This is a genomic window from Zobellia sp. OII3, from assembly GCF_002211465.1.
Classification (GTDB): domain Bacteria; phylum Bacteroidota; class Bacteroidia; order Flavobacteriales; family Flavobacteriaceae; genus Zobellia; species Zobellia galactanivorans.
The window spans coordinates 572,202-597,150 of record NZ_MWRZ01000001.1 but is presented as its reverse complement, the minus strand read 5'-3'; the positions used below and the strand labels follow the sequence as shown (position 1 = coordinate 597,150).

Sequence of the window (24,949 nt, the reverse complement as noted above, 5' to 3'; positions counted from 1 at the left end):
TTTTTGGGGCCTACTATTAAAATTCAATTGCCGTGGAGAAAATTTTTGATGTTACTCTAGAGAACAGAAAACGTCTTTATAAGATACTTACCGAAATCCCTAAGGAGCAACTGCTTGAAATACCCAAGGGTTTCAACAATAACGTTTGGTGGAATATTGCCCATACCGTAATCACTACACAAATATTGGTATACAAATTGGGTAAGCTTCAAATGCGGGTTCCCGGTGAGCTTGTTGAAAAGTTTATGAAGGGCACCAAGCCTGACGGAACTGCCACGGAGGAAGAAATGAAGCTTATTGCCGATTTCTTGATCTCTACGGTAGAATGGGCCAAGGAAGACTACGAGGCAGGTCTTTTTCAAGACTACACTACCTATACTACCAGTGCGGGGGTTACCTTAACATCGGCTGAAGATGCACTTACCTTTAACTTGTATCACGAAGGATTGCATGCCGCTGCCATTATCGCCTTGCTCAAAGTGGTAGGAAAGTAATATTTACGATTTGTTTTTGGCCAAATATGGTTTTATTTCTGAGAATGGTAAGGTTAGAACTATGGGGCCATCCGCATAGGACGCCACCTCATAAGGGTTGTATAACAACCTTATGCCTTCTTCGGTAAACCCGATGTTTTCAGGCAAGTGGAATACATCGCTATCGAACATAAACCCGGTACTATTGATCGGACTGTCTTGGGGGATGTGTTCTTGGTCCCTGAATTTTTGTTCGGCGAACTTTTCAAAATCTTTACGGTCTTGAAAAAGTTGCCAGTTCTCCAGTTCTTTGGCTTTGTGCTTGTCAAAATTCAAAAAACGCTGAGAGCCGTAACCGTGGGCGCCTCCGGTGAAAATATAGGAATTTAGCTCAATGGTAAGAAAGTCGTTGTCTTCATACGACACCTTACCTTCTATATTGGCCTCCCAACGGGTAGCCTCTTCGGGGTATAGCTTTTTAAGCTCCCAATAGCCATTGCTAAAAGATTCAACGGCATCTTTTATCGATGATGCCTCTAGCTCATCGTCGTAGTTTAGGGTTTCAATGATTTCTTCTTTCAGGGCGGTATTGATCGTCTTGGCCATCTTTGAATTCTCAAGGGCTTTTGGAATCTGTATTTCAACCGTCGGACACTCCGAACAGCGTGTCTCATCGAGGTTTAAGGTCTCAAAGGTCAGTTTGTTTTCTTTTTGGCAGCCGACAAATACCAAAAGTAAAATGATATAGGTAACTTGGGTTCTCATAGTGAAATTTAGTTGGGGTAGAATAAAAATAAGCTGGATTGTCCAGCATCAAAGATAATGATAGATTTGAACGAATAAATATAAAAAATGGGCGAAAAAACGTTAAAATTCAACAGTAAGACAATACACGGAGGGCAGCAGCCAGACAAGGCCTATGGCGCCGTTATGCCTCCTATTTATCAAACATCTACCTATGCACAGACCACTCCTGGTGGACATAAGGGCTACGAGTATTCGCGAAGTGCCAACCCCACCCGAACGGCATTGGAGAATTCATTGGCCAGCATTGAGAATGGCACCTATGGTTTGGCCTTTGCAAGTGGCTTGGCGGCTATTGATGCCGTTATAAAATTACTTGGCCCAGGTGATGAGGTGGTTTCAACAAACGACTTATACGGGGGAAGCTACCGATTGTTCAAACAGATATTCGAGAAATATGGCATAAAATTCAATTTTGTCGGCATGCAAGATACCGATACCATCGAAGCGGCCATTACAGGAAATACGAAGTTGATATGGGTCGAGACCCCGACCAACCCTATGATGAATATTATAGATATAAAGGCGGTGGCCGCAGTTGCCAAAAAACACAATGTGTTGTTAGCGGTAGATAATACATTTGCCACACCGTATTTGCAGACTCCCTTGGATTTGGGGGCGGATATCGTTATGCATTCCGCGACCAAATATTTAGGCGGGCATAGCGATGTGGTCGCAGGGGCCTTGGTCGTTAAGAACAAAGAACTGGCAGACCAACTTTATTTCATCCAGAATGCTAGTGGGGCGGTATGTGGACCTATGGATAGCTTTTTGATTTTGAGAGGTATAAAAACATTGCATGTGCGTATGCAGCGCCATTGTGAGAACGGCGAAGCCGTTGCGCGATATTTGGAAAATCATCCCAAAATCGAAAAGGTGTATTGGCCCGGTTTTGAGAGCCACCCCAACCATGAAGTCGCCAAAAGTCAAATGAACGGATACGGGGGCATGATTTCCTTTGTAACAAAGGGCAGTAGTTATGAGGAGGCTATAAAGATAGTTGAGCGGCTTAAATTGTTCACCTTGGCCGAATCCTTGGGAGGGGTGGAGAGTTTGGCAGGACATCCGGCCAGTATGACCCATGCGAGTATACCCAAAGAAGAACGGGAGAAGAGCGGGGTGGTCGATGCTTTGATCCGCTTGAGTGTGGGTATCGAAGATAAGGACGATTTGATAGCCGATTTGGAGCAGGCTATAGGATAAGCGTCACGGGGGATTTTTTGAAAAATCGGCTTTTTTATTCTTAATAATAACATAATTTTACCGAGACTATCAAAATCTAACAAAATAATTCTATAGGACATCTGTTTATGGATTCAAAAATTAAAGACTTCATGGATGAAGTCAAAAAGCGAAACGGACATGAGCCCGAGTTCATTCAAGCGGTGCAAGAGGTTGCTGAGACGGTAATCCCATACATTGCGGAAAATGAAATATACAAGGGCAAAAATATCTTGACCCGAATGGTAGAGCCCGAAAGGCTGATATCGTTTAGGGTGGCATGGGTAGACGATGAAGGTGTTATCCATGTAAACAGGGGATATCGCGTTCAGATGAACTCAGCCATTGGTCCATATAAAGGAGGTTTGCGTTTTCATCCTTCCGTAAATGCCAGTATCTTAAAATTCCTAGCTTTCGAACAGGTGTTCAAGAACAGTCTTACGACCTTGCCTATGGGCGGTGGTAAAGGAGGCTCCGATTTTGACCCGAAGGGCAAGTCAGACGATGAGGTTATGCGCTTTTGCCATGCGTTTATGACGGAGCTTTGCCGTCATATCGGCCCGAATACCGATGTGCCTGCGGGAGATATCGGTGTTGGCGCCCGTGAAATCGGGTTCTTGTTCGGTATGTACAAGAAAATTAGAAATGAGTTTACCGGGGTATTGACGGGAAAGGGACTCTCATGGGGAGGCTCTAGGATCCGTCCGGAAGCTACAGGGTATGGAACGGTATATTTTGCAGAAAGTATGCTCAACACCAAAAATGAAAGTTTTGAAGGTAAAACCGTGGTTATTTCGGGATCCGGTAACGTGGCGCAATACGCGGCGGAAAAAGTGTTGCAGCTAGGCGGTAAGGTGGTTACACTTTCCGATTCTGCCGGGTATATCTACGATCCAGAAGGTATCGATGTCGAGAAATTGGACTATGTAATGGATCTTAAGAACAATAAACGCGGTAGGATTTCGGAATATGTGGAAAAATACAGTGGGGCGCAGTATCATAAGGGTAAGACGCCTTGGAACGTAAAATGTGATATAGCCCTTCCTTGTGCTACCCAGAACGAGTTAACAAAGCACGATGCGGAAGCTTTGTTGAAAAACGGTTGTATCTGCGTGGTCGAGGGAGCCAATATGCCGTGTAATGCGGATGCCGTGCATAAATTCCACGAAGCCAAAATTTTGTTCGCACCAGGCAAGGCTTCTAATGCCGGGGGCGTGGCAACCTCAGGTCTGGAAATGTCGCAAAACTCATTGCGTATCAGCTGGACAAGGGAAGAGGTCGATGAACGACTCCGTGATATCATGAAGGAAATTCACGATTCTTGCATCAAATACGGTAAAGAAGACGATGGCTACTGTAACTATGTAAAAGGCGCAAACATCGCTGGTTTTGTAAAAGTTGCCGATGCCATGTTGGCCCAAGGGGTGATTTAATAGGTAACTTAATAATAGTAAATAGACGAGACCCGTAGCTTTTGAAAGTTACGGGTCTTTTTAGGGTTGACCGTGTTTTCCACTACGTAGATTTTAAAGCTATATTTGTGCTAAACCCTATCACATAAATGCAGCTAACCACCAAAGCTATAGTACTTTCTTCGCTTAAATATGGCGACACGAGCTTGATCGTAAAGGCTTTTACGGTTTCCGATGGGGTAAAACCCTATTTGCTGCGAGGGGTTCTGGCATCGAAAAAGGGAAAATTGAAATCGGCCTATTTTCAACCCTTGACCCAGTTGGAGATTGTTGCCAACCATAGAAATAAGGGAGCCCTCGAAAGTATACGGGAGGCGAAGATACATTATGCGTACCAGACGCTGCATTCCGATATCTCAAAAAATGCCATGACCATGTTTCTCTCTGAAATGTTGGCCAACAGCATTCACGAGGAAGAGCCCAACCCTTCGCTTTTCGAGTTTATAGAGGTAAGCTTGCAATGGCTTGATACACAGGTTGATTTTGCTAATTTCCATATTTACTTTTTGATTCGGCTTACCAAATATTTGGGCTTTTACCCAGATACCGAACAGATGGGCGCAAGTAGTTTTGATTTGCTCGAAGGGGAGTTTACCGATACGCCATCGTTGAACCCTATTCTTAGTGGGGAAAATCTTACCTACTTTAAAACCTTCTTGGGCATAAATTTTGATGGGATACATCATATCAAAATGAATAAAGGCAACCGTCAAGAACTTTTACAATCGCTTGTGCTGTTTTACGAGTTGCATTTACAGGGGTTTAGAAAACCAAAATCCCTGGCCATCTTAAACGAAGTATTCAGCTAGTATGAACAAAGTTCTGTTTTTGCTTATTTTTTTGTGTGCCCAAGTTGTCTTTTCCCAAGAGGTAACGGTCTTGGATTTTGATACCCGTGAACCTATTTCCAATGTGGCCATATATAATTACGATCGAACGAAAACGGCATTGACCGACTTTGACGGTAAGGTAGACTTGAAGGTGTTCGGGGTTGACGAACGTATTACCTTTCGGCACTTGAGTTATCAACTCGGAAGAACTACAAAAGCCCAGATACAAAGGCATGGAGACCGATTTTTTTTGAGCGTGAAGGCCGAAGAGCTTGATGAGGTGGTGATGTCGGTGTCGAAGTGGGAACAGCAGAAAAAAGATATTCCCAACAAGATTGCGGTCATCAACGCCCGTGATATCGCCTTTACTAACCCACAGACTTCGGCAGACCTGTTGCAAAGCAGTGGAAAGGTATTCGTTCAAAAGAGTCAATTGGGGGGAGGGAGCCCTATGATACGGGGCTTTGCTACCAACCGCTTGTTGTTGTCGGTAGATGGGGTACGTATGAACAATGCCATTTTTAGGGGAGGGAATCTGCAGAATGTAATCTCCATTGACCCATACACCATACAGAACACTGAAGTTATCTTTGGTCCGGGCTCTGTAATTTATGGTAGTGATGCCATAGGCGGGGTAATGAATTTTTATACCAAAAAGGCCGAATTTTCAACCTCCGACAGTCTTTCGTTCTCAGGTGGGGCCAAGTATCGTTTTGCTTCGGCCAATTCTGAGAATACCTTTCATTTCGATTTTAATTTGGGAAAAAGGAGGTGGGCGTTTTTGACCAGTGCTTCCTATAATGATTTTGGTGATTTAAAAATGGGGGGCCACGGTCCGGAATCCTATCTTAGAAAAAACTTTGTCGGCAGCTTGAACGGTACGGATGTCTTGCTTCCTAATGAAAATCCTAAAAAACAAACCCCAACAGGCTATAGTCAACTTAACCTAATGCAAAAAATAGCCTATACACCTAACAATACTTGGGAGCACAAGCTTGGGCTACACTATTCCGAAACCTCCGATTACGCTAGGTACGATCGCTTGATACGCCCGAATAAGGCAGGTGACGGACTTCGGTCGGCGGAATGGTTCTATGGGCCACAAAAATGGTTTATGGGCAATTTGCAGATGAGCAAAAGGGGGAAAGGTATTTTTTACGACGGATTAAAAATAACTACTGCCTACCAACATTTTGAGGAGAGTAGAAATGATCGTGATTTTGGAGATCTGCTACGTTACACCACTGAAGAAAAAGTAGATGCCCTTTCTGCGAATGTCGATTTTGAAAACAAGAAAATCGGAGACCTTCGCTTGTACTATGGAGGGGAATATATCTTCAACAAGGTCGGGTCAACGGGAGAGCAGGTAAATATTGAAACCAAGGAGCTGGTCGAGGGCGCTTCGCGCTATCCCGATGGCGCCACTTGGCAAACCTTGGCCGGTTATGTGAACGGGGAGTATAGGGCAAAGCCTAATTTTACCCTTTTGTCGGGCCTTAGGTACAGTCACGTCTGGATCAATGCCGTTTTCGACAAAACCTTCTACCCCTTCCCTTTCGATGATGCAATGCTTGATAATGGGGCATTGACGGGAAGCATCGGTTTTAGTTGGTTCCCCAAGGCCGATTTACAGATTACCTTGAACGGCTCTACCGGTTTTAGGGCGCCGAACCTTGACGATGTAGGCAAGATATTTGACTCGGAACCTGGGGCGGTAGTGGTGCCCAATCCCGATTTGGAACCGGAGTATGCCTATAACGTGGAACTGGGGGTACAGAAAAACTTTAATGACCGGGTGGTGCTTAAAAGTGCCGCTTTTTATACCTACTTGGTAGATGCATTGGTACGAAGGGACTATAAGTTCAATGGGGAAGATGCCATTATGTACAATGGGGAACTCAGTAGTGTGCAGGCCATACAGAATGCCGCTAAGGCCTATGTATACGGGCTTGAGTTTGGGGCTGAGGTGTTTTTTGGGGATAAGCTCTCGGCCGTGGCCAACCTTACGCTTACGGAGGGTATCGAAGAGGAAGATGACGGTACGGAATCTCCGGGAAGGCATGTGGCACCTACTTTCGGCGATTTGCACTTCATTTACAAAGGCCAGAAGCTAACGGCCGATTTGTTCCTGAATTATAATGGCGAGATTTCCTATGGTGATTTGGCGACTTCCGAAAGAAGTAAAACATATATCTATGCGGTCGATGAAGAGGGCAATCCTTTCTCCCCTTCTTGGTACACCCTCAATTTACGCGCACAGTATGCTATTACCAACGCATTAAAAACTTCCCTTGGAGTTGAAAATATTACGGATCAGCGTTATCGTTCATATTCTTCGGGTATTGTGGCGCCAGGTGTTAACTTGGTATTGGGAGTCGACTATCGGTTTTAGTGCTGGCCTGTTAAAAAAAATAAAGCCCCCCGACCATTGGTCGGGGGGCTTTCGTTGTAATATGTATAAGATATATTAGTTGACGGCAGCCTTGGCTTTGTCAGCAGCACTGTTGGCGGCGTCTTTGGCCTTGTCCGTAGCATCGTTGGCGGCATCTTTAACATCACTGGCAGCTTCATTGGCTTTTTCCTTGATGTCGTCACCAGCTTCTTCAGCTTTTGATTTTAGGTCGTTGGCGGCATCTTCTGCACCAGCTTTGATTTCTTCACCGGCTTCTTCGGCCTGCTCCATAGCTTCGCTACCAGCTTCTTTGGCGTCTTCCATGGCTTCGGTGCCCATTTCTTTGGCATCCTCGCCAGCTTGTTCCATTGCGGCACCAGCTTCGTCGCTAGCGCTTTTTGCTTTGTCTGCGGCGTCTCTACAAGAAACGAAAGAGATACTTAGGGCAAGCATCAAAACGGAACTTAAAATTACTTTTTTCATGATTTTGTGTTTAAAGTTTTTGTTTAATTGTTTTCTGAATATACGTATGAAACGACATTTTAGACGCTATATTTTAACATTTTCTTACAAGCTTGTTTAATACGGCGTATTTCAATTCTTTCAAATCGACTTAATTCGGGTAAAAATTGCTAATTTTGCAGCCTTAAATTAATGCAGTAGAGCCACTTATTATGAAGTTTGCGGAATATAAAGGATTGGATTTGCCCAAAGTAGCTGAAGATATACTCGATTATTGGAAGCAAAACCAGATTTTCGAGAAAAGTATTTCCTCTAGGGAGGGTAAACCTAGTTATGTTTTTTATGAAGGTCCGCCGTCGGCAAACGGTATGCCAGGGATCCACCATGTCATGGCGCGAACGATCAAGGATATCTTTCCGAGGTACAAGACCATGAAGGGTTTTCAAGTGAAGCGTAAGGCCGGTTGGGATACACACGGATTGCCTATTGAACTGGGTGTAGAGAAAGAATTGGGGATAACCAAGGAGGATATCGGTAAAAAAATATCCGTAGAAGAATATAATGCGGCCTGCAAGAAGGCGGTTATGCGCTATACCGATGTGTGGAACCGAATGACCGAACAAGTAGGCTATTGGGTAGACATGAACGACCCATATATTACCTACAAGCCAAAATATATGGAGTCTGTTTGGTGGTTATTGAAGCAGATATACGACAAAGGCTTGATCTATAAGGGGTACACGATACAGCCGTATTCACCTAAGGCGGGTACGGGCTTAAGTTCGCATGAGCTTAACCAACCGGGTACATATCAAGATGTGACCGATACTACGGTAGTGGCACAATTTAAGACGATAGAAGAATCGCTGCCCGATTTTCTCCAGAATGAGGGTGATGTATATTTCTTGGCGTGGACGACCACCCCATGGACACTGCCTTCGAACACCGCGTTGACCGTAGGGCCAAAAATAGAATATGTCTTGGTAGAAACTTACAACCAGTATACTTTCCAGCCTACCAAGGTAATATTGGCTAAAAATTTGGTAAAAAAACAGTTCGACAAAAAAACTTTTTTTCAAGTTCCTAATTCAATTGAGGTTTCGCAATTGGATGCAAAAATTGATGGAGATAATCGAATAAATCTTATTTGTGGTAAGAATTTAATTAAAGAACAATTTCAGACTTTTTTCGATATCCTAGTTGGTGAGAAAAGAAAGAAGTATGATTTGAAAACAGAATTTTCTAAACATGGATATGATTTTGACGATGAAACTGTTCAGCTTTTAAAGGATGCCGATATCCAGAATATAAGTAATAAGACTCCTTATAGAGTTTTATCGGAATTCGCGGGAAAAGATTTAGTGGGTATTCGATATGAGCAACTCCTTGAGTATGCACTTCCTTATCAAAACCCTGAAAATGCATTTCGTGTAATTGCCGGTGATTTCGTAACTACGGAAGACGGTACCGGTATTGTACATACGGCCCCTACTTTTGGTGCCGATGATGCCTTGGTGGCCAAACAGGCTGTGCCCGAAGTTCCCCCCCTATTGGTATTGGATGAAAATAAAAATCCGGTTCCATTGGTAGATTTGCAAGGGAAGTTCCGTCCTGAAATGAAAGAGTTCGGGGGCAAATATGTTAAAAACGAATATTATACGGCAGGGGAAGAGCCCGAACGTTCGGTCGATGTGGAAATTGCCATAAAGCTCAAAGAAGAGAACAAAGCATTTAAGGTGGAGAAGTACGTACACAGTTATCCCAACTGCTGGCGTACCGATAAGCCTATTTTATATTACCCCTTAGATTCATGGTTTATTAAGATCAGCGATGTGAAGGATCGTATGTTCGCCTTGAACCAAACCATTAATTGGAAGCCGAAATCTACCGGGGAAGGCCGTTTTGGTAACTGGTTGGCGAATGCCAATGACTGGAACCTTTCTAGGTCTAGGTATTGGGGCATACCACTTCCTATTTGGAGGACCGAAGACGGAAAAGAGGAAATGATCATTGGATCCGTGGCCGAACTGAAGTCGGAAATGGCAAAGGCCGTGGCTGCCGGTGTAATGGAAAAGGATATTTTTGACGATTTCGTGGTTGGTGACCTATCTGACGAAAACTATGAAAAAATAGACCTTCACAAGAATATCGTTGATCAGGTGGTTTTGGTTTCCGCTTCGGGCAAACCGATGAAGCGCGAAAGTGATCTGATCGATGTTTGGTTCGATAGTGGTTCCATGCCTTATGCCCAATGGCATTATCCATTTGAAAACAAAGACTTGATCGATGAGGGCAAGACCTATCCTGCCGACTTTATTGCCGAAGGGGTCGACCAGACAAGAGGGTGGTTCTATACCTTACACGCCATAGCTACAATGGTTTTCGATTCCGTAGCCTATAAAAATGTAGTGTCTAACGGACTTGTGTTGGACAAGGAGGGCAAAAAAATGTCAAAGCGCTTGGGCAATGCCGTGGATCCCTTCGATACCATGAACGAACATGGGGCGGATGCTACACGTTGGTACATGATTTCGAATGCGAACCCTTGGGATAATTTAAAGTTCGATACCGAGGGTATCGTTGAGGTGAAGCGCAAATTCTTCGGAACACTTTACAATACCTATTCGTTCTTTGGCCTTTATGCCAATATCGATGCTTTTGATTATTCAGAGGCGGAAATTCCGCTGAACGAAAGACCTGAAATCGATCGGTGGATCTTATCGGAACTACATTCGTTGATTAAAACCGTTGACGAAGCCTATGCCGATTACGAGCCTACCAAGGCTACACGTGCCATTTCAGATTATGTTCAGGAGAATTTGAGCAACTGGTATGTGCGCTTGTGTAGAAGACGCTTTTGGAAAGGAAGTTATGAAAAGGATAAGATATCGGCGTATCAGACTTTATATACCTGTTTGGAAACCGTAGCCAAACTTTCGGCACCCGTGGCACCCTTCTTTATGGACCGATTGTACAAAGATTTAACGAATACGACCAAAAAGGAAGCATTTGAAAGTGTACATTTGGCCGAATTTCCGAAGTATGATGAGGCAGTCGTAGATAAGGACCTAGAAAGTAAGATGGAAAAAGCACAGACCATTTCGTCCTTGGTACTCTCGATCCGTCAGAAAGAAAAGATAAAGGTCCGTCAGCCCTTACAAAAGATAATGATACCTGTTCTTGATGAAAATCAAAAGCACGAGATCGAAGCGGTGGCCGATTTGATCATGTCGGAGGTGAACGTAAAGGAAATAGAATTGCTTGATGATGCATCGGGCATTTTAGTGAAGCAAATTAAGCCGAATTTCAAGGTGCTAGGCCCTAAATACGGTAAGGATATGAAGAAAATTGCCCAGGCCGTTGCGCAATTGGGTCAAGATGATATCCAAAAAATTGAGCAGAATGGCGAAATTTCGCTTGACATTGACGATAAAATTATTACATTACAACTGCAAGATGTAGAGATAGCCTCGCAAGATATCGAAGGTTGGTTGGTTGCAAGTTCTGGTACGCTTACCGTAGCGCTGGACGTAACAATCAATCAAGATTTGAGGGAAGAAGGTATAGCTCGAGAGCTTGTAAATAGAATTCAGAACTTGAGAAAAGATTCTGGGTTCGAGGTGACCGATAAGATTGATATCAAGATTCTTAAAGACGGTTTTGTTGAAAAAGCGGTATCGAATAACCTCGGTTATATCAAAACCGAAACGTTGACTGCCGAACTTGTTTTTGAAGAAAGCTTGGATAGGGGAACTGAGGTTGCCTTTGATGAAGTTAAAACTAAATTATTTATTGAAAAACATTAAGATAATGGCAGAAGATTTAAAAGTTAGATATTCGGACAAGGATCTGGCCGAATTCAGGGAGTTGATCGAAGACAAGATCGAGAAGGCTAAGAGTCACTTGGAGTTATTGAAAAGCTCATATATGAACGACGGTAATAATGGTACGGACGATACTTCGCCTACCTTTAAGGCTTTTGAAGAAGGGTCCGAAACCATGAGCAAAGAGGCGAACACCCAATTGGCCATCCGCCAAGAGAAATTTATTAGAGACCTTAAGAATGCGCTTTTGCGTATCGAGAACAAAACATACGGCATTTGTCGGGTTACCGGTAAGCTTATCGCCAAGGAACGTTTGAAGTTGGTTCCCCATGCTACTTTGAGCATCGAGGCGAAGAACATGCAAAAGTAATTTGCTGCTCTGTAAAAATTATCGAACCCACGAGAAGTGTATTCTTGTGGGTTTTTTTATATCTGTACCTATGAGGTTGTTCGTGTTTTTATTTTTGTCCTTCCATCTTTTGTCGGCCCAAAAGGTGGTGAGAAAATCATTGGTAAACAGCGAAATCACCTCAATTAACATTGATGTGACCAATTGCTACAAATTAGCGGTGGAAACGGCACCAGGGGCCGAAATGTCGGTAGAGGCCACCATAGACGGGGAGTACATGAAAGACCTTTTGGTTTCGGTAAAAAAAGAGGGTAACTCTATTATGGTCAGTAGTGGGTTCCAACCCAATTTTCACAATCCTAACGATAAGCTTAGTGCCCATAAAGTGGTTTCAATAGAATTGAAAGTGGTGTTGCCTCAGTACAAATACGTGACCGTGTTCGGTACAAGCTGTAACGTGTTGATGAGTGGAGACTATACGGATCTGAACGTTTCTTTAAACGACGGCCGCTGTGCGCTTTCAAACGTTTCTGAAAACGTGAACGTGCATACCCAAAGCGGGAGCATATTGCTTGCCGCGAAAAGCGGGAATATCCATGTGATTAATAAATACGGTAGTGTTGAAAGGGATAATATTCCCGTTGGGGATACGAAGTATACGCTTACTACCGTTACAGGGGATATTCAAATTACGAAAACCGAATAATATACTTATTTTTGCGGATTCAACTTGTATACGTACCATGAACTTAAAGAAATCGTTGCTCATTATTATAGCTGTTTTAATCATAGATCAGCTGAGCAAAATCTATATCAAGACCAATTTTCAACTGGGCGAGTCGGTTGAGGTTTTCAGTTGGTTCAAAATATTGTTCATTGAGAACTCTGGTGCGGCCTGGGGAGCTAAACTAAGTGATTTCCTTCCTATATCGGAACCTTCCGGTAAGTTGGTGCTGACCGTATTCCGTTTATTTGCCGTTGCCGGAATCGGATATTGGCTATACGATACCATACGTAAAAAATCTTCCCAAACACTCGTTCTTGCGGTGTGTCTGATCTTTGCCGGTGCATTGGGCAATATAATAGATTCGGTTTTTTACGGCGTAATATTTAGTGATAGCTATCAACAGCTGGCTACTGCCTTTTCCGATGAGCCTTACGGAAGTCTTTTTTACGGAAAGGTCGTAGATATGCTCTATTTTCCTATGGTAGATACTACCTGGCCTTCATGGGTACCCTATTTGGGCGGGTCTAGTTTTCGCTTCTTTGAACCTGTCTTCAATATTGCCGATATGGCTATAAGTACAGGTGTAGGTATACTTTTGGTATTTAATAAGAAAGCCTTTGGCAAAGCAGGTGATGAGTCTGTAGAAGAAACGGAGTAGTTTTTAAAAAGAATACGTTTTTACGGGCGTTACGCAGTAATCTAAACCCACATCGTTGCTATTGGTGTCCTCTATTAATTCTTCTTCTGGAGAAAACAGGGATAGGCCTATCTTGACGACATCGGGTCGGCATTGGGCTAAAAAGCCATCGTAAAAGCCTTTGCCGTAGCCCACTCGGTTTCCTTTTTTGTCAAAGGCCAGCAAGGGAATGAAAACAACATCGATTTTATTTAGCGGTACCTCAATACCGTCAATGGGTTCGGGTATATTCCAATGGTTTTTCTGGATACGGGTAGAGTCGGTCAGCAGATAGTGTTGTAAAGTTGCGCCATCGGCCATTTTGGGCAAGACGATATTCTTGTCTTTCCCTTGAAGGATAGTCAGAATGAAAGAGGTATCTATTTCCTTATTTTCGGTAATCGGCAAAAAGATATGGTAATAACTGAAAGACCATATCGGCAAGTGGAGTAATGCGTTGGCAATACTTAAACTAGAATCGGAGAGGGATTCTTGATCTAAAGAAGCTCTTTTGGTCTTGTAAAGAGATCGTAAATCGTTCTTAAGCATTGAGCGTAATCTCTTTTGAAATGGGAAACTTCGAGTACGTCTATTCTTTTACAGACACTGCGTAATATATCTTAAAAGATATCATTAAGATAAGATACAGGCCGAGGGTTATGATATATTTATCCATGTGGTATGTGATTTTGATGTTTAAATCTAAATAAAAAAATGATTGAAAACACTTTTAAGTGCAAGTTTTTATCGGTGAAATACATTTTTTAGTGTTTTTTTAACAGAAATGGGTCAAATCATGTGCAACAGTGTGCAAATATTTTCTTAAAACAAACAAAACAAAGAGGTTTCCTACTTTTGCTTCTTACGTTAAAAATAGCCTTAGATGTTTCGTTAAAAAAGCGTAAAAGACCTAGTCCTTTTAATAAAACGTAGTAATTTAACGTGGTAGAACCACGATGGTCTGCCGCTACAATTGATAAACGAATTTATAATGCCCCAAGTACCTATAGACGTACAGCTTAGTACCTTGCCCAAAAGTCCCGGTGTTTATCAATTTTATGATGCTGACGATAAAATATTATATGTAGGAAAAGCAAAAAACCTAAAAAAAAGGGTCTCCTCTTATTTTACCAAAAATCACGAGTACGGTAAGACGAGAGTGCTGGTCAAAAAGATCCGAAGGATCAAGCATATCGTTGTGCCGACCGAATCCGATGCCTTGCTTTTGGAGAACAACCTTATTAAAAAATATAGGCCGAGGTACAACGTCTTGTTGAAAGACGATAAATCGTATCCGTGGATATGTATCAAAAATGAACGCTTCCCCAGAATATTTCCTACGCGGAAAATGATTAAGGATGGAAGTGAATATTTTGGTCCGTATACCAGTATGAAAACGGTTCGGACCTTGCTTGATTTGGTCAAGGGGGTGTATCCCCTGCGAACATGTAACTACGACCTTTCCAAGGAAAAAATAGAGAGTGGCAAGTATAAGGTCTGTCTCGAATACCACCTCGGCAACTGTAAAGGTCCCTGTGAAGGCTTGCAGGATGCCGAAGAGTATCACGCCCAAATTGAGGATATCAGAAAAATCATAAAAGGTGATTTTAAATCATCGTTGAGCTATTTTCGAACGCAAATGAAATCCTTGGCATCGGAAATGAAGTTTGAGGAAGCCCAGCAAGTAAAGGAGAAAATAGAGATACTTGAAAACTATCAGGTGAAATCTACTATTGTTAACCCGAAAATCAATAATGTTGACGTGTTTTCCATTATTTCTGACGAATCCCACGGTTATGTGAATTTCTTGCAATTGTCGCACGGGTCCATAATACGTTCGCATACGCTCGAAATGAAGAAGAAACTCAATGAGACCGATGCGGAGTTGTTGGCCTTGGCCATTATAGAAATCCGCCAGCGGTTTAATTCCCTTTCAAGGGAGATTTATCTGCCGTTTGAAGTGCCGGTCGAGTCTCATCTTAAAGTTACGATACCAAAATTGGGTGATAAGCGGAAAATTTTAGATCTATCGGAGCGGAACGCCAAATTCTATAGGCAAGAACGGTTCAAGCAGATCAAGATCATCGATCCCGATCGGCATACCAACCGTATTATGGCCCAGATGAAAAAGGACCTGCACCTGTCCGCAGAGCCAAGGCATATAGAGTGTTTTGACAATAGCAATATTCAAGGAAGCAATCCTGTGGCCGCCTGTGTAGTCTTTAAGGATGGAAAACCTTCAAAAAAAGATTACCGGCATTTCAATATTAAGACCGTTACGGGGCCCGATGATTTTGCTTCTATGGAGGAAGTGGTTTTTAGGCGCTACAAGCGTTTGTTGGAAGAAGAAGAGCCCTTGCCGCAACTCATTGTTATCGATGGGGGAAAGGGGCAATTGTCGTCGGCCTTGAAAAGTCTCGATGCTTTAGGGCTTAGGGGAACAATTGCGATTATAGGCATTGCCAAGCGTTTAGAGGAGATCTTTTTTCCAGAAGATCCGATTCCGTTGTATCTTGATAAAAAATCGGAAAGCTTAAAAATAATACAACAGCTCAGGAACGAAGCCCACCGTTTTGGTATAACTTTCCATAGGAATAAAAGGAGTAAGGCCGCTATAGATTCCAAGTTGGAAAGTATAGATGGTATCGGGGCAAAAACAGCGGAAGAGCTGTTGAAAAAATTCAAATCGGTAAAACGTATAAAGGAAGCATCCATAGAAAACTTGACCGAAGTGGTGGGTGTGTCTAGGGCCAAAAAAGTTTATGAAGCATTTCATTAAATATTACTGTGGGTTGCGTTTCGTGAGAACATGTATGTTCTTATTATGCCTGTTTTTTGTGGTTGGGCCTGCTATGGCGCAGCCATCAGGGGAAGATGGTATAAAGGTAGGCCTGGTTCTCAGCGGTGGTGGGGCCAAGGGTATGGCACATATCGGCGCGATAAAGGTGATAGAGGAAGCGGGTATAAAAATCGATTATATCGGGGGCACCAGTATGGGGGCTATCGTCGGGTCTTTGTACGCGGCGGGTTATACCGGTGATCAATTGGATTCCATTTTTAGGGCAACGGATTTTACCAACCTGATACAGGACAACCTGCCCCGTAGCGCAAAAACGTTTTATGAAAAGGAAAATTCCGAAAAATATGCAATAACCCTTCCGTTCGATGGATTCAAGGTTTCCGTGCCTCCGGCCTATTCAGGTGGACAGAACGTGTATAACGAACTTGTGAAGTTTTTGTACCCGGTAAGAAATATAACCAAGTTCGACGAGTTGCCGATCCCGTTCGTTTGTATCGCAACCGATGTCGAAACGGGCAATGAGGTTATTTTAAAGGAAGGCTACCTTCCGGAAGCGGTAATGGCAAGCGGAACCTTGCCCTCGCTTTTTGAACCGGCAAAAATTAACGGAAAAGTGTTGATCGACGGTGGGGTGGTCAATAATTACCCTATTGACGAGGTGAAAGAAATGGGGGCCGATATCGTCATAGGGGTCGACGTGCAGCACGGACTCAGAAACCGTGAATCGCTATTGACGGCAACCGAAATCCTATTACAGATAAACAATTATAGAACGGTGCTCGATATGAAGGAAAAGTCTAAAAAGACCGATATTTATATCAAGCCCAACATGAGTGAGTTTTCTATGATGGATTTCGATTTGCACGATGTGCTGATCAAAAGTGGGGAAGATGCGGCGCTCAAAAATATAGATGCCTTAAAAGCATTGGCCGAAAAACAAAAGGAAAAGCCTTCGGAGCGGGCTAAAATTGTGCCTTCGGATACCTTGTCCATAGACCGTTTGATCATTCGTGAAAGTCCTAATTACTCTCGAGGTTACGTAAAGGGTAAGCTTAGGTTCGATACCGATAAGCCTACTACGTTCTCTAAACTTCAGCAAGGGATCAGCAATCTTGCGGCGACCGGAAATTTTCAAACCATTCACTATCAATTACGCGATAATGACGATGAGCGAATAATCGAGCTTGACCTCGACGAAACCAAGACCAAATCGTTTATCCGCCTCGGGGCCCATTACGATAATCTCTATAAGACCGCTGCAATACTCAATTATACAAGGAAAAGCCTGATTACCCGAGATGATGTTTCTTCCTTTGATTTTATTGTAGGCGATAACCTTAGGTACAATCTACAATACTATGTCGATAAGGGGTTTTACTGGAGTTTTGGCTTCAACTCAAGGTTCAATAAGTTTGAAAAGGAGGTTAATTTCGATTTATTGCGCGAAAACTTTGATGTTCAGGCCGGATTGAATGTAAATACCATTAACATGGATGTTACAGATCTTACCAATCAGGTGTATGTCCAAACCGTACTTCGGGAAGAGTTTGCCTTTAGAATGGGCTTGGAACACAAATTTTTAAAATATACCACTAAAACCTTGAGGCGAGATGTAAATTTACCTGCCGGTCAAGACCAAGATGAGCGGACCATATTTGAAAAAAGTAATTTTTACAGTGCTTTCGGGCAGTTGACCTTTGATACGTACAACGATAAATACTTCCCCTCCAAAGGACTGTATTTTGACGGGGATTTTCACTTTTATGTATTGTCTTCCGATTTTAATGACAACTTTAAGGAGTTTTCAATAGCCAAGGCCAGGGCGGGCTTGGCCATACCCTTGATCGGCAATCTGTCTTTGAATACGGAAATTGAGGGAGGTTTTAAATTGGGGACCTCAAATGTCACCTCTTTCGATTTTGTACTTGGGGGTTACGGAACGAACCTTATCAACAACTTTCGGCCCTTTTTCGGCTATGATTTTTTATCGTTGCCCGGAAACGCCTTTGTAAAGGGGTATGGTCGCCTCGACCTTGAGTTTGCGCCCAAAAACCATTTTATGTTCACCGCCAACTATGCCAATGTTGATGATGACCTTTTTAGAACTGGCGAATGGTTTGACCTGCCCATTTATTCGGGGTATGGTGTCGGTTATGGATGGGAGTCTTTTTTAGGTCCGCTACAAGTACACTACACCTGGACCCCAGAGGGTAGTCAGGGGAATTTCTTCTTTAGTTTTGGGTATTGGTTTTGATGAGGTTTGCCGGTCTTTATTATTTTTTGCGATATTTGTAAGTATGTTAGAGCTACGAGTTGATATTACCTCGCACTTGAGGGCTATGTGGTAAGTGAAATGAATTGGGGCGGGTTTCCGCTAAGGGCATTTTATTGCCTTAAAGGCCTTTGGTTATATTATTTCACTTTCATTTAAAAATACGCTTATGTCAACTTTAGATAATACCTCGTTACAATTACCAAAAGAAAACCCGCAGGCAGAAGATTTTCTTCCGTTATTGGGAACCGATTATGTAGAACTATATGTGGGTAACGCCAAACAGGCCGCCCATTATTATATGTCGGCTTGGGGCTTTCAGCCACTAGCGTATGCCGGTCTGGAAACGGGCCTGAAAGACCGTGTCTCTTATGTATTGGAGCAGGGGAAAATACGTTTGATACTTACTTCACCTTTAAAACCTGGAGGCGAGATCAATAAACATATAGATTCTCACGGTGATGGCGTAAAGGCCATAGCCCTTTGGGTAGATGATGCGCGCCATAGTTTTAATGAGACCGTGAAACGTGGGGCGGAAGCCTATTTTGAGCCTAAGACCTTACAAGATGGGGAAGGGGAGGTTGTACTATCGGGTATTCACACTTATGGGGAAACCGTACATATTTTCGTAGAACGAAAAAATTATAAAGGGGTATTTATGCCAGGCTTCAAAGCTTGGAAGCCTTATTACCAGCCAACCAACGTAGGCTTGAAGTATGTGGACCATATGGTCGGTAACGTGGGTTGGAACGAAATGAACAAGTGGTGTGAATTCTACGCCAAGGTCATGGGCTTTGCCCAGTTGGTGTCTTTTGACGATAAAGACATATCTACGGAATACACGGCCTTGATGAGCAAGGTTATGAGCAATGGAAACGGTCGTATAAAGTTTCCGATAAACGAACCTGCGGACGGCAGAAAAAAATCACAAATAGAGGAGTATATAGAATTCTATAATGGTGCGGGGGTACAACACATGGCCCTTGCTACGGATAATATTATAGAAACCGTCTCTTCTTTACGTGACCGCGGTATTGAGTTTTTGACCGTACCCGCGAGCTACTATGAAGACGTTTTGGATCGTGTGGGTGAAATTGATGAGGATTTGGTACCGCTTAGTGAGCTGGGGATTCTTATCGATAGGGATGATGAGGGCTACTTGCTTCAGATTTTTACAAAGCCTATTTTGGATCGCCCGACAATGTTCATAGAAATTATTCAACGTAAAGGGGCCAAATCGTTTGGCAAAGGAAATTTTAAAGCCCTTTTTGAAGCGATTGAAAGGGAGCAGGAATCTAGGGGTACCCTGTAAATTCGAAATTTTTCCACGGCCAAACTTTGAGCTTTGAAGGCCGCTATTTTAAGGCATAGCACAGCACAACTTCTTAATGAAATGCCAAAATCCTTGCTGTAAGTAAAAAGAACTGTTAATGTAATAGTTAAAGTAAGTTAAAAGGGTTTGAGGTTTAAAGGTTTGCCTTAAATTTGTTGGCGTAAGGGGTGGTTCCCTTACAACTTTAAGTATTGGTTTTTCATAATTTAAAGTTTGGTTGGTTATTTAGGAAAAGCCCTGACATATAATGTTGGGGCTTTTTTTCTGTATAAAGGGGTCGTTCCTTTGTTTTCGCCCCGAGGAGTTGTTTTATGTAAATTCGGGACCTAGTTTTTAGGTCGCGTCAAAAACTAAATAGTCAGGCATAGCGATACATGCAATACTTTGGAATAAATTTTGTTTAAGTAATTGTGAGTCCGTGATAATATACAAGTGCATTTTGTATTTTTATCGTAATACTATAGCTATGAAAAACGCCTTTGCCCTATTTTTGCTCTTTACTGTTTTTTCTTCCTATTCCCAGCAAAGTAAATCTGCTTTTCAACCCGGTGAGTGGTTGAAGTTTAGAATGCATTACGGTTTTTTGAATGCCAGTTATGCGACCTTGCACTTAAAGACTTCTGATATTGATGGAATTCCGGTATATCACGTCGTAGGAAAGGGCCGAACAACTGGGTTTGCCAGTGTGTTCTTTAAGGTAGACGATACCTATGAAAGTTACTTCGGGAAGGAAGACGGTCGCCCGTATAGGTTCATTCGTAAAATTGACGAAGGTGGTTATACCAAGGATATTGAGATAAATTTCGATTATAAGGAAGATAAAGCTGTCCTGTACGATAAAAAACACAATAAAAAGTATAAATTTGAACTAAAGGACAGTATTCAAGATTTGCTATCTGCCTTCTATTATCTTCGAAACAACTACGAACCAAGCGATTTGGTAGTTGGGGAAGCCATAAAATTGAAAATGTTGTACGATGATGACGGAATTTTCAATTTTAAGCTTAAATATTTGGGAACAGAAATACTTAAAACCAAGTTCGGTAAGGTAGAATGTTATAAATTTAGACCCTTGGTGCAGTCCGGTCGTGTTTTTAAAGAAAGGGAGAGCCTTTCGTTATGGGTTTCGGCAGACGATAATAGGATTCCTATCCGTATACAAGCAGATTTGGCGGTGGGGTCTATTAAAGCCGACCTTGACGGTTATAACGGACTAAAACACCAGTTCAAGATAATAATGGACTAAGCCTGATGAGAGATAAAGAGCGAATAGATTCACAAATTTCAAAACTAGAAGAAAAATATAAAGATTCTGGTCAAGATTTGAGCTCTTATTTAGATGGCCTTTTGTACCAACGTTACCTTACCTATTGGGATTATATCCATCTTGATACGCTGTTAAGTCTACAAGTTCCCCGTACCTACTTTCCCGATGAGGAAATTTTTATCATGTACCATCAGATTACCGAGCTTTATTTTAAGCTTATTTTGCACGAACAAAAGCAGTTGGTAGATGATAAATCACAGAATATTGATTTCTTTATAGAAAAGGCCAGGCGGATCAATAGTTATTTCAAAGCCCTGATTTCTTCTTTCAGTATTATGATCAAAGGTATGGAGCGCGAGCAGTTTCTACAGTATAGAATGGCTTTGTTGCCTGCTAGTGGATTTCAGTCGGCCCAATACCGAATGATCGAGATTTATGCCACGCCTTTAGAAAATTTGGTGCATCACACCCAACGCGACAATTTTTCGTCGGCGAACAGTATAGAGGAACTGTACGAGGAGATATATTGGAAAAAGGGGGCTACGGATTTGGCTACCGGGGAGAAGACCTTGACATTGAAGCAGTTCGAGTACAGATATACGCCGCGATTGATACGAATTGCCAAACAAATAGAAGGAAATACCATATATCAAAAATATCTGCAATTGCCTGAGGGCAAGAAAGATAATAAAGAGCTGATAGATGCGTTAAAGACTTTGGATATGAATGCGAACGTCAACTGGCCTTTGATGCATATGGGCTCTGCCCATCGTTACTTGGCAAAGGACAAAGAGGAAATAGAGGCCACTGGTGGAACCAATTGGAAAAACTATTTGCCGCCAAGTTTTCAAAAAGTCATATTTTTTCCTGAGATATATTCTAAACAAGAGTTAAATGATTGGGGCAAAGAGTGGGTAGACCATATCTTTAACCCAGAAAAGAAACAAACACATTAGCATGCAAAAATATTGGGGCCTTTTTTTAATCGTTTTATTATCCTTATCCTGTAAAGATGATCGGCCAGTCCTTAAGGAGCCGGTCGATAAAGAGTTGGCTGTTGTAGTACCCGAAAAACCCGTAATGAAACAGTTTGGGTTCAATCTAGATGAGTTCACCGTGCAATTGGACACCGTGAAAAATGGTGATAGTTTTGGGGAGCTCATGTTACAGCATAAAGTGGAATACCCCAAGATTGCCAAGATAACCCAAGATTTTAAAGATACTTTCGACGTTCGGAAAATCCGTGTGGGCAAACCCTACCTGATTTTAAAGTCGAAGGATACTACGGAAGCGGCTCAGGTCTTTATTTATGAGAACGATGCGATCAATTATACCGTTGTCGATTTAAGGGATACCGTAAAGGCCTATAAAGACAAAAAGGAAGTTACTTATGTAGAGCGTGAAGCTTCTGGGGTAATTGAAACTTCTTTGTCGCAGGCTATTCTAGATCAAGGGATAGACTATACGGTAACCAATAGCCTTTCTGAAGTGTATGCTTGGACCATTGACTTCTTCCGTCTTCAAAAAGGAGATAAATTCAAGGTAATCTACAAGGAAAAATACATAAACGATTCGATATATGCTGGAGCCGGCCCAATTGAAGCAGCTTATTTTGAGCATAATGGAAGACCGATTTATGCCTTTTCTTACGAGAACGATTCTTTAAAAAACATTCGCGATTATTTTGATGAGGAAGCAAACAATTTAAGAAGGACCTTTTTAAGGGCTCCGGTTCAGTTTAGCCGTATCTCATCGAGGTATAACCTTAAACGTAGAATAAAATATTACGGAAACCGCATCAGGCCCCATAAGGGAACCGATTATGCTGCGCCGTTAGGAACGCCTATTTTGGCCACTGCCGATGGTACGGTTACGGAATCTACAAGAAGGGGTGGTAACGGTAAGTATGTAAAAATCAGGCATAACGGAACCTACTCTACGCAGTATCTGCACATGAAAAAGCAGAATGTAAAACGTGGTCAGTATGTAAGACAAGGCGATGTGATCGGTTGGATCGGTATGACAGGTAATACCAGTGGTCCACATGTTTGCTATCGTTTCTGGAAAAACGGTAGGCAGGTAGATCCGTTGAAAGAAGAACTTCCTTTGGCAGAGCCTTTGGACGAATCGTTGCAGCCCGAATACTTCGACTACATCGGTCCGATAAAGGATCAACTTGACTGTATGTCTTACCCGGAAATTCCAACGGAAGAAATTATAGAGGCCGAAGATTTGGCGTCGGCAGAAAAATAAGGTCTGTAGAGGTTTTGGTTTAGTTTGAATATGGCTTATTTTCGCCATGGACAATTGCTAACACCTAAAATAAACCAGAATGTCTTTACAGAGCACGAACCCTACGGAAACTCCTATTTGGGAGAAACTTACCCAACACTATACAAACAGTCAGGCGGAAAAGGTAAAAGACCTTTTTGCGTCCGATCCGTCGAGGGCGGAGAAGTTCACTTTAAAGTGGAACGATTTCTTGGTCGACTTTTCAAAAAACAGAATCACGGAGGAAACGATGGAGTTGCTTTTGCAGCTGGCCGAAGAAGTAAATTTGGCCGAGGCCATTAAAAAACAATTCGATGGCGACCTGATCAACCAAACCGAAGGGCGTGCGGTACTACATACGGCATTAAGGGCCAAAAAGTCCGATACCATTCTCGTTGACGGCAAGAATGTTGTAGAGGAGGTCTATCAGGTGAAGGAACATATAAAGGCGTTTGCTGATAATGTAATTTCAGGAACAGCCACAGGATATACCGGCAAAGCGTTTACCGATGTCGTAAATATTGGTATTGGTGGGTCTGATTTAGGTCCCGCAATGGTCGTTGAGGCCTTAAAATTCTATAAGAACCACCTGAAACTTCATTTCGTCAGCAATGTAGATGGCGACCATGTCAACGAGGTGTTAAAAGACCTAGATCCAGAGACCACTCTTTTCGTTGTGGTGTCGAAGACCTTTACCACGCAGGAAACCCTCAGTAATGCTACTACCATAAAAAAATGGTTCTTAAAACATGGCAGACAAGAAGATATTGCCAAGCATTTTGCTGCGGTATCTACAAATACCGAGGCCATTGCCGAGTTCGGTATTGCTGCCGAAAATGTATTTCCTATGTGGGATTGGGTCGGTGGCCGTTTTTCCTTATGGAGCGCTGTAGGACTTTCGATTGCTTTGGCAGTGGGTTTTGATCATTTTGATGAGCTGCTATCGGGAGCCAATGAAATGGACGAGCATTTCAAAAACACCGATTTTAAAGATAATATTCCCGTTGTATTGGCGCTATTGAGCGTTTGGCACAATAACTTCTATGGGGCCGAAACCGAGGCCATCATACCCTATGCCCAATATTTGAGTAGGTTTTCCGCCTATTTGCAACAAGGTATAATGGAGAGTAATGGTAAAAGCGTAGATCGCAATGGTAAACGTGTTGGTTATGAAACCGGCACCATTATATGGGGCGAACCGGGAACCAATTCACAACACGCCTTCTTTCAGTTGATCCATCAGGGAACAAAAATCATCCCTGTTGATTTTATTGGTTATAAGAAGTCCTTGCATGGTGATGTGGATCACCACAATAAACTCATGGCCAATTTCTTTGCACAGACCGAGGCGTTAATGAACGGTAAAACCGAAGAGCAGGTGCGTGAAGAGTTGGAAAGTAAGGGAATGAGTGAAAACGAGATGGAAAAATTATCGCCTTTCAAAGTCTTTGAAGGTAACAAGCCCACCAATACAATTCTGATAGACCAATTGACGCCTAAGAGCTTGGGTAGCTTAATTGCGTTGTACGAGCATAAAATATTTGTTCAAGGCGTGATTTGGAATATCTTCAGTTATGATCAATGGGGTGTTGAATTAGGCAAGCAGTTGGCGGGTACAATTTTGAAGGATATTCAAGGTTCGGAAATTGCTGATCATGACGGTTCTACTTTGCAACTTTTAAGATATTTTAAGAGTTAAAATGAAGTTTTCTCAGTTTTTGTAAATGTGGGCGTAACTTCCTGTTTTTAAGGGGTAATTCGTCTTCATATTAGTAT

General features: G+C 42.5%; 19 protein-coding genes. 16 read left to right on the top strand and 3 right to left on the bottom strand.

Features of this window, described 5'->3' with window-relative positions:
• The first annotated feature begins 32 nt into the window (after positions 1-32).
• Positions 33-494 carry a DinB family protein gene (locus B4Q04_RS02480; RefSeq protein ID WP_088695903.1) on the top strand — a complete coding sequence of 154 codons (462 nt, stop codon included), beginning with the start codon at positions 33-35 and terminating at the stop codon, positions 492-494.
• Between the two features lie 3 nt (positions 495-497).
• Here B4Q04_RS02480 and B4Q04_RS02475 read toward each other — a convergent pair whose 3' ends face one another.
• The gene (locus B4Q04_RS02475) at positions 498-1,238 is read right to left on the bottom strand and encodes a DUF3298 and DUF4163 domain-containing protein (protein ID WP_088695902.1); all 741 of its coding nucleotides are present in this window, start codon (positions 1,236-1,238) and stop codon (positions 498-500) included.
• A gap of 87 nt (positions 1,239-1,325) precedes the next feature.
• Here B4Q04_RS02475 and B4Q04_RS02470 point away from each other — a divergent pair, with 87 nt between their 5' ends.
• The 4 genes from B4Q04_RS02470 (at position 1,326) to B4Q04_RS02455 (ending at position 7,192) form a co-directional block, all read left to right on the top strand.
• On the top strand, positions 1,326-2,480 hold the full coding sequence (locus B4Q04_RS02470) for a cystathionine gamma-synthase (RefSeq protein ID WP_013992819.1): 1,155 nt from the start codon (positions 1,326-1,328) through the stop codon (positions 2,478-2,480).
• A 107-nt stretch (positions 2,481-2,587) separates the two neighbouring features.
• On the top strand, positions 2,588-3,931 hold the full coding sequence (gene gdhA / locus B4Q04_RS02465; protein ID WP_013992818.1) for an NADP-specific glutamate dehydrogenase: 1,344 nt from the start codon (positions 2,588-2,590) through the stop codon (positions 3,929-3,931).
• A gap of 128 nt (positions 3,932-4,059) precedes the next feature.
• On the top strand, positions 4,060-4,779 hold the full coding sequence (gene recO, locus B4Q04_RS02460) for a DNA repair protein RecO (protein ID WP_013992817.1): 720 nt from the start codon (positions 4,060-4,062) through the stop codon (positions 4,777-4,779).
• Between the two features lies 1 nt (position 4,780).
• Entirely contained in the window at positions 4,781-7,192 is a 2,412-nt protein-coding gene (locus B4Q04_RS02455; protein ID WP_088695901.1) for a TonB-dependent receptor plug domain-containing protein, read from the top strand.
• Positions 7,193-7,267: 75 nt separating this feature from the next.
• On the opposite strand, the gene B4Q04_RS02450 is transcribed toward B4Q04_RS02455, so the two are convergent.
• The gene (locus B4Q04_RS02450) at positions 7,268-7,675 is read right to left on the bottom strand and encodes a hypothetical protein (protein WP_088695900.1); all 408 of its coding nucleotides are present in this window, start codon (positions 7,673-7,675) and stop codon (positions 7,268-7,270) included.
• Between the two features lie 191 nt (positions 7,676-7,866).
• Here B4Q04_RS02450 and ileS point away from each other — a divergent pair, with 191 nt between their 5' ends.
• The 4 genes from ileS to B4Q04_RS02430 all read left to right on the top strand — a co-directional run bounded on the left by ileS (position 7,867) and on the right by B4Q04_RS02430 (position 13,212).
• Positions 7,867-11,460: an isoleucine--tRNA ligase gene (gene ileS / locus B4Q04_RS02445; protein ID WP_088695899.1), complete on the top strand. Its 3,594-nt coding sequence runs from the start codon at positions 7,867-7,869 to the stop codon at positions 11,458-11,460.
• Between the two features lie 4 nt (positions 11,461-11,464).
• Entirely contained in the window at positions 11,465-11,848 is a 384-nt protein-coding gene (locus B4Q04_RS02440) for a TraR/DksA family transcriptional regulator (protein WP_013992813.1), read from the top strand.
• Between the two features lie 70 nt (positions 11,849-11,918).
• Complete coding sequence (locus B4Q04_RS02435) at positions 11,919-12,533, top strand: hypothetical protein (RefSeq protein WP_046287387.1); 615 nt, start codon at positions 11,919-11,921, stop codon at positions 12,531-12,533.
• Between the two features lie 37 nt (positions 12,534-12,570).
• Positions 12,571-13,212: a lipoprotein signal peptidase gene (locus B4Q04_RS02430; RefSeq protein ID WP_088695898.1), complete on the top strand. Its 642-nt coding sequence runs from the start codon at positions 12,571-12,573 to the stop codon at positions 13,210-13,212.
• A gap of 3 nt (positions 13,213-13,215) precedes the next feature.
• Here B4Q04_RS02430 and B4Q04_RS02425 read toward each other — a convergent pair whose 3' ends face one another.
• On the bottom strand, positions 13,216-13,779 hold the full coding sequence (locus B4Q04_RS02425) for a 5-formyltetrahydrofolate cyclo-ligase (RefSeq protein WP_088695897.1): 564 nt from the start codon (positions 13,777-13,779) through the stop codon (positions 13,216-13,218).
• A 442-nt stretch (positions 13,780-14,221) separates the two neighbouring features.
• Here B4Q04_RS02425 and uvrC point away from each other — a divergent pair, with 442 nt between their 5' ends.
• From uvrC to pgi, 7 genes are all read left to right on the top strand, one after another.
• Positions 14,222-16,009 (top strand): excinuclease ABC subunit UvrC, encoded by a 1,788-nt coding sequence (gene uvrC / locus B4Q04_RS02420; protein WP_013992809.1) that lies wholly within the window; start codon positions 14,222-14,224, stop codon positions 16,007-16,009.
• A complete protein-coding gene (locus B4Q04_RS02415; protein WP_013992808.1) occupies positions 15,993-18,284 on the top strand; it encodes a patatin-like phospholipase family protein in 2,292 nt (763 codons plus the stop codon). Before uvrC ends, B4Q04_RS02415 begins: the two co-directional genes overlap by 17 nt.
• A 187-nt stretch (positions 18,285-18,471) precedes the next feature.
• Positions 18,472-19,614, top strand: coding sequence for a 4-hydroxyphenylpyruvate dioxygenase (hppD, locus tag B4Q04_RS02410; RefSeq protein WP_088695896.1), 1,143 nt, complete (start codon positions 18,472-18,474; stop codon positions 19,612-19,614).
• Between the two features lie 487 nt (positions 19,615-20,101).
• On the top strand, positions 20,102-20,881 hold the full coding sequence (locus B4Q04_RS02405) for a DUF3108 domain-containing protein (RefSeq protein WP_013992806.1): 780 nt from the start codon (positions 20,102-20,104) through the stop codon (positions 20,879-20,881).
• 5 nt (positions 20,882-20,886) lie between these two features.
• Positions 20,887-21,858 (top strand): tryptophan 2,3-dioxygenase family protein, encoded by a 972-nt coding sequence (locus tag B4Q04_RS02400; RefSeq protein ID WP_013992805.1) that lies wholly within the window; start codon positions 20,887-20,889, stop codon positions 21,856-21,858.
• 1 nt (position 21,859) lies between these two features.
• Positions 21,860-23,155, top strand: a complete 1,296-nt coding sequence (locus tag B4Q04_RS02395; protein ID WP_013992804.1) for a M23 family metallopeptidase — start codon at positions 21,860-21,862, stop codon at positions 23,153-23,155.
• Between the two features lie 79 nt (positions 23,156-23,234).
• Complete coding sequence (gene pgi / locus B4Q04_RS02390) at positions 23,235-24,872, top strand: glucose-6-phosphate isomerase (protein WP_088695895.1); 1,638 nt, start codon at positions 23,235-23,237, stop codon at positions 24,870-24,872.
• Positions 24,873-24,949 lie beyond the last annotated feature (77 nt).

What these genes read in the sequence shown, in the direction of transcription:
- B4Q04_RS02430 (WP_088695898.1), top strand. Translation starts at nt 12,571, where the DNA reads ATGAACTTAAAGAAATCGTTGCTCATTATTATAGCTGTTTTAATCATA.
- pgi (WP_088695895.1), top strand. Translation starts at nt 23,235, where the DNA reads ATGTCTTTACAGAGCACGAACCCTACGGAAACTCCTATTTGGGAGAAA.
- uvrC (WP_013992809.1), top strand. Translation starts at nt 14,222, where the DNA reads ATGCCCCAAGTACCTATAGACGTACAGCTTAGTACCTTGCCCAAAAGT.
- B4Q04_RS02475 (WP_088695902.1), bottom strand. Translation starts at nt 1,238, where the DNA reads ATGAGAACCCAAGTTACCTATATCATTTTACTTTTGGTATTTGTCGGC.
- B4Q04_RS02455 (WP_088695901.1), top strand. Translation starts at nt 4,781, where the DNA reads ATGAACAAAGTTCTGTTTTTGCTTATTTTTTTGTGTGCCCAAGTTGTC.
- B4Q04_RS02405 (WP_013992806.1), top strand. Translation starts at nt 20,102, where the DNA reads ATGAAAAACGCCTTTGCCCTATTTTTGCTCTTTACTGTTTTTTCTTCC.
- ileS (WP_088695899.1), top strand. Translation starts at nt 7,867, where the DNA reads ATGAAGTTTGCGGAATATAAAGGATTGGATTTGCCCAAAGTAGCTGAA.
- B4Q04_RS02450 (WP_088695900.1), bottom strand. Translation starts at nt 7,675, where the DNA reads ATGAAAAAAGTAATTTTAAGTTCCGTTTTGATGCTTGCCCTAAGTATC.
- gdhA (WP_013992818.1), top strand. Translation starts at nt 2,588, where the DNA reads ATGGATTCAAAAATTAAAGACTTCATGGATGAAGTCAAAAAGCGAAAC.
- recO (WP_013992817.1), top strand. Translation starts at nt 4,060, where the DNA reads ATGCAGCTAACCACCAAAGCTATAGTACTTTCTTCGCTTAAATATGGC.
- B4Q04_RS02395 (WP_013992804.1), top strand. Translation starts at nt 21,860, where the DNA reads ATGCAAAAATATTGGGGCCTTTTTTTAATCGTTTTATTATCCTTATCC.
- B4Q04_RS02400 (WP_013992805.1), top strand. Translation starts at nt 20,887, where the DNA reads ATGAGAGATAAAGAGCGAATAGATTCACAAATTTCAAAACTAGAAGAA.
- B4Q04_RS02435 (WP_046287387.1), top strand. Translation starts at nt 11,919, where the DNA reads ATGAGGTTGTTCGTGTTTTTATTTTTGTCCTTCCATCTTTTGTCGGCC.
- hppD (WP_088695896.1), top strand. Translation starts at nt 18,472, where the DNA reads ATGTCAACTTTAGATAATACCTCGTTACAATTACCAAAAGAAAACCCG.
- B4Q04_RS02425 (WP_088695897.1), bottom strand. Translation starts at nt 13,779, where the DNA reads ATGCTTAAGAACGATTTACGATCTCTTTACAAGACCAAAAGAGCTTCT.
- B4Q04_RS02440 (WP_013992813.1), top strand. Translation starts at nt 11,465, where the DNA reads ATGGCAGAAGATTTAAAAGTTAGATATTCGGACAAGGATCTGGCCGAA.
- B4Q04_RS02415 (WP_013992808.1), top strand. Translation starts at nt 15,993, where the DNA reads ATGAAGCATTTCATTAAATATTACTGTGGGTTGCGTTTCGTGAGAACA.
- B4Q04_RS02470 (WP_013992819.1), top strand. Translation starts at nt 1,326, where the DNA reads ATGGGCGAAAAAACGTTAAAATTCAACAGTAAGACAATACACGGAGGG.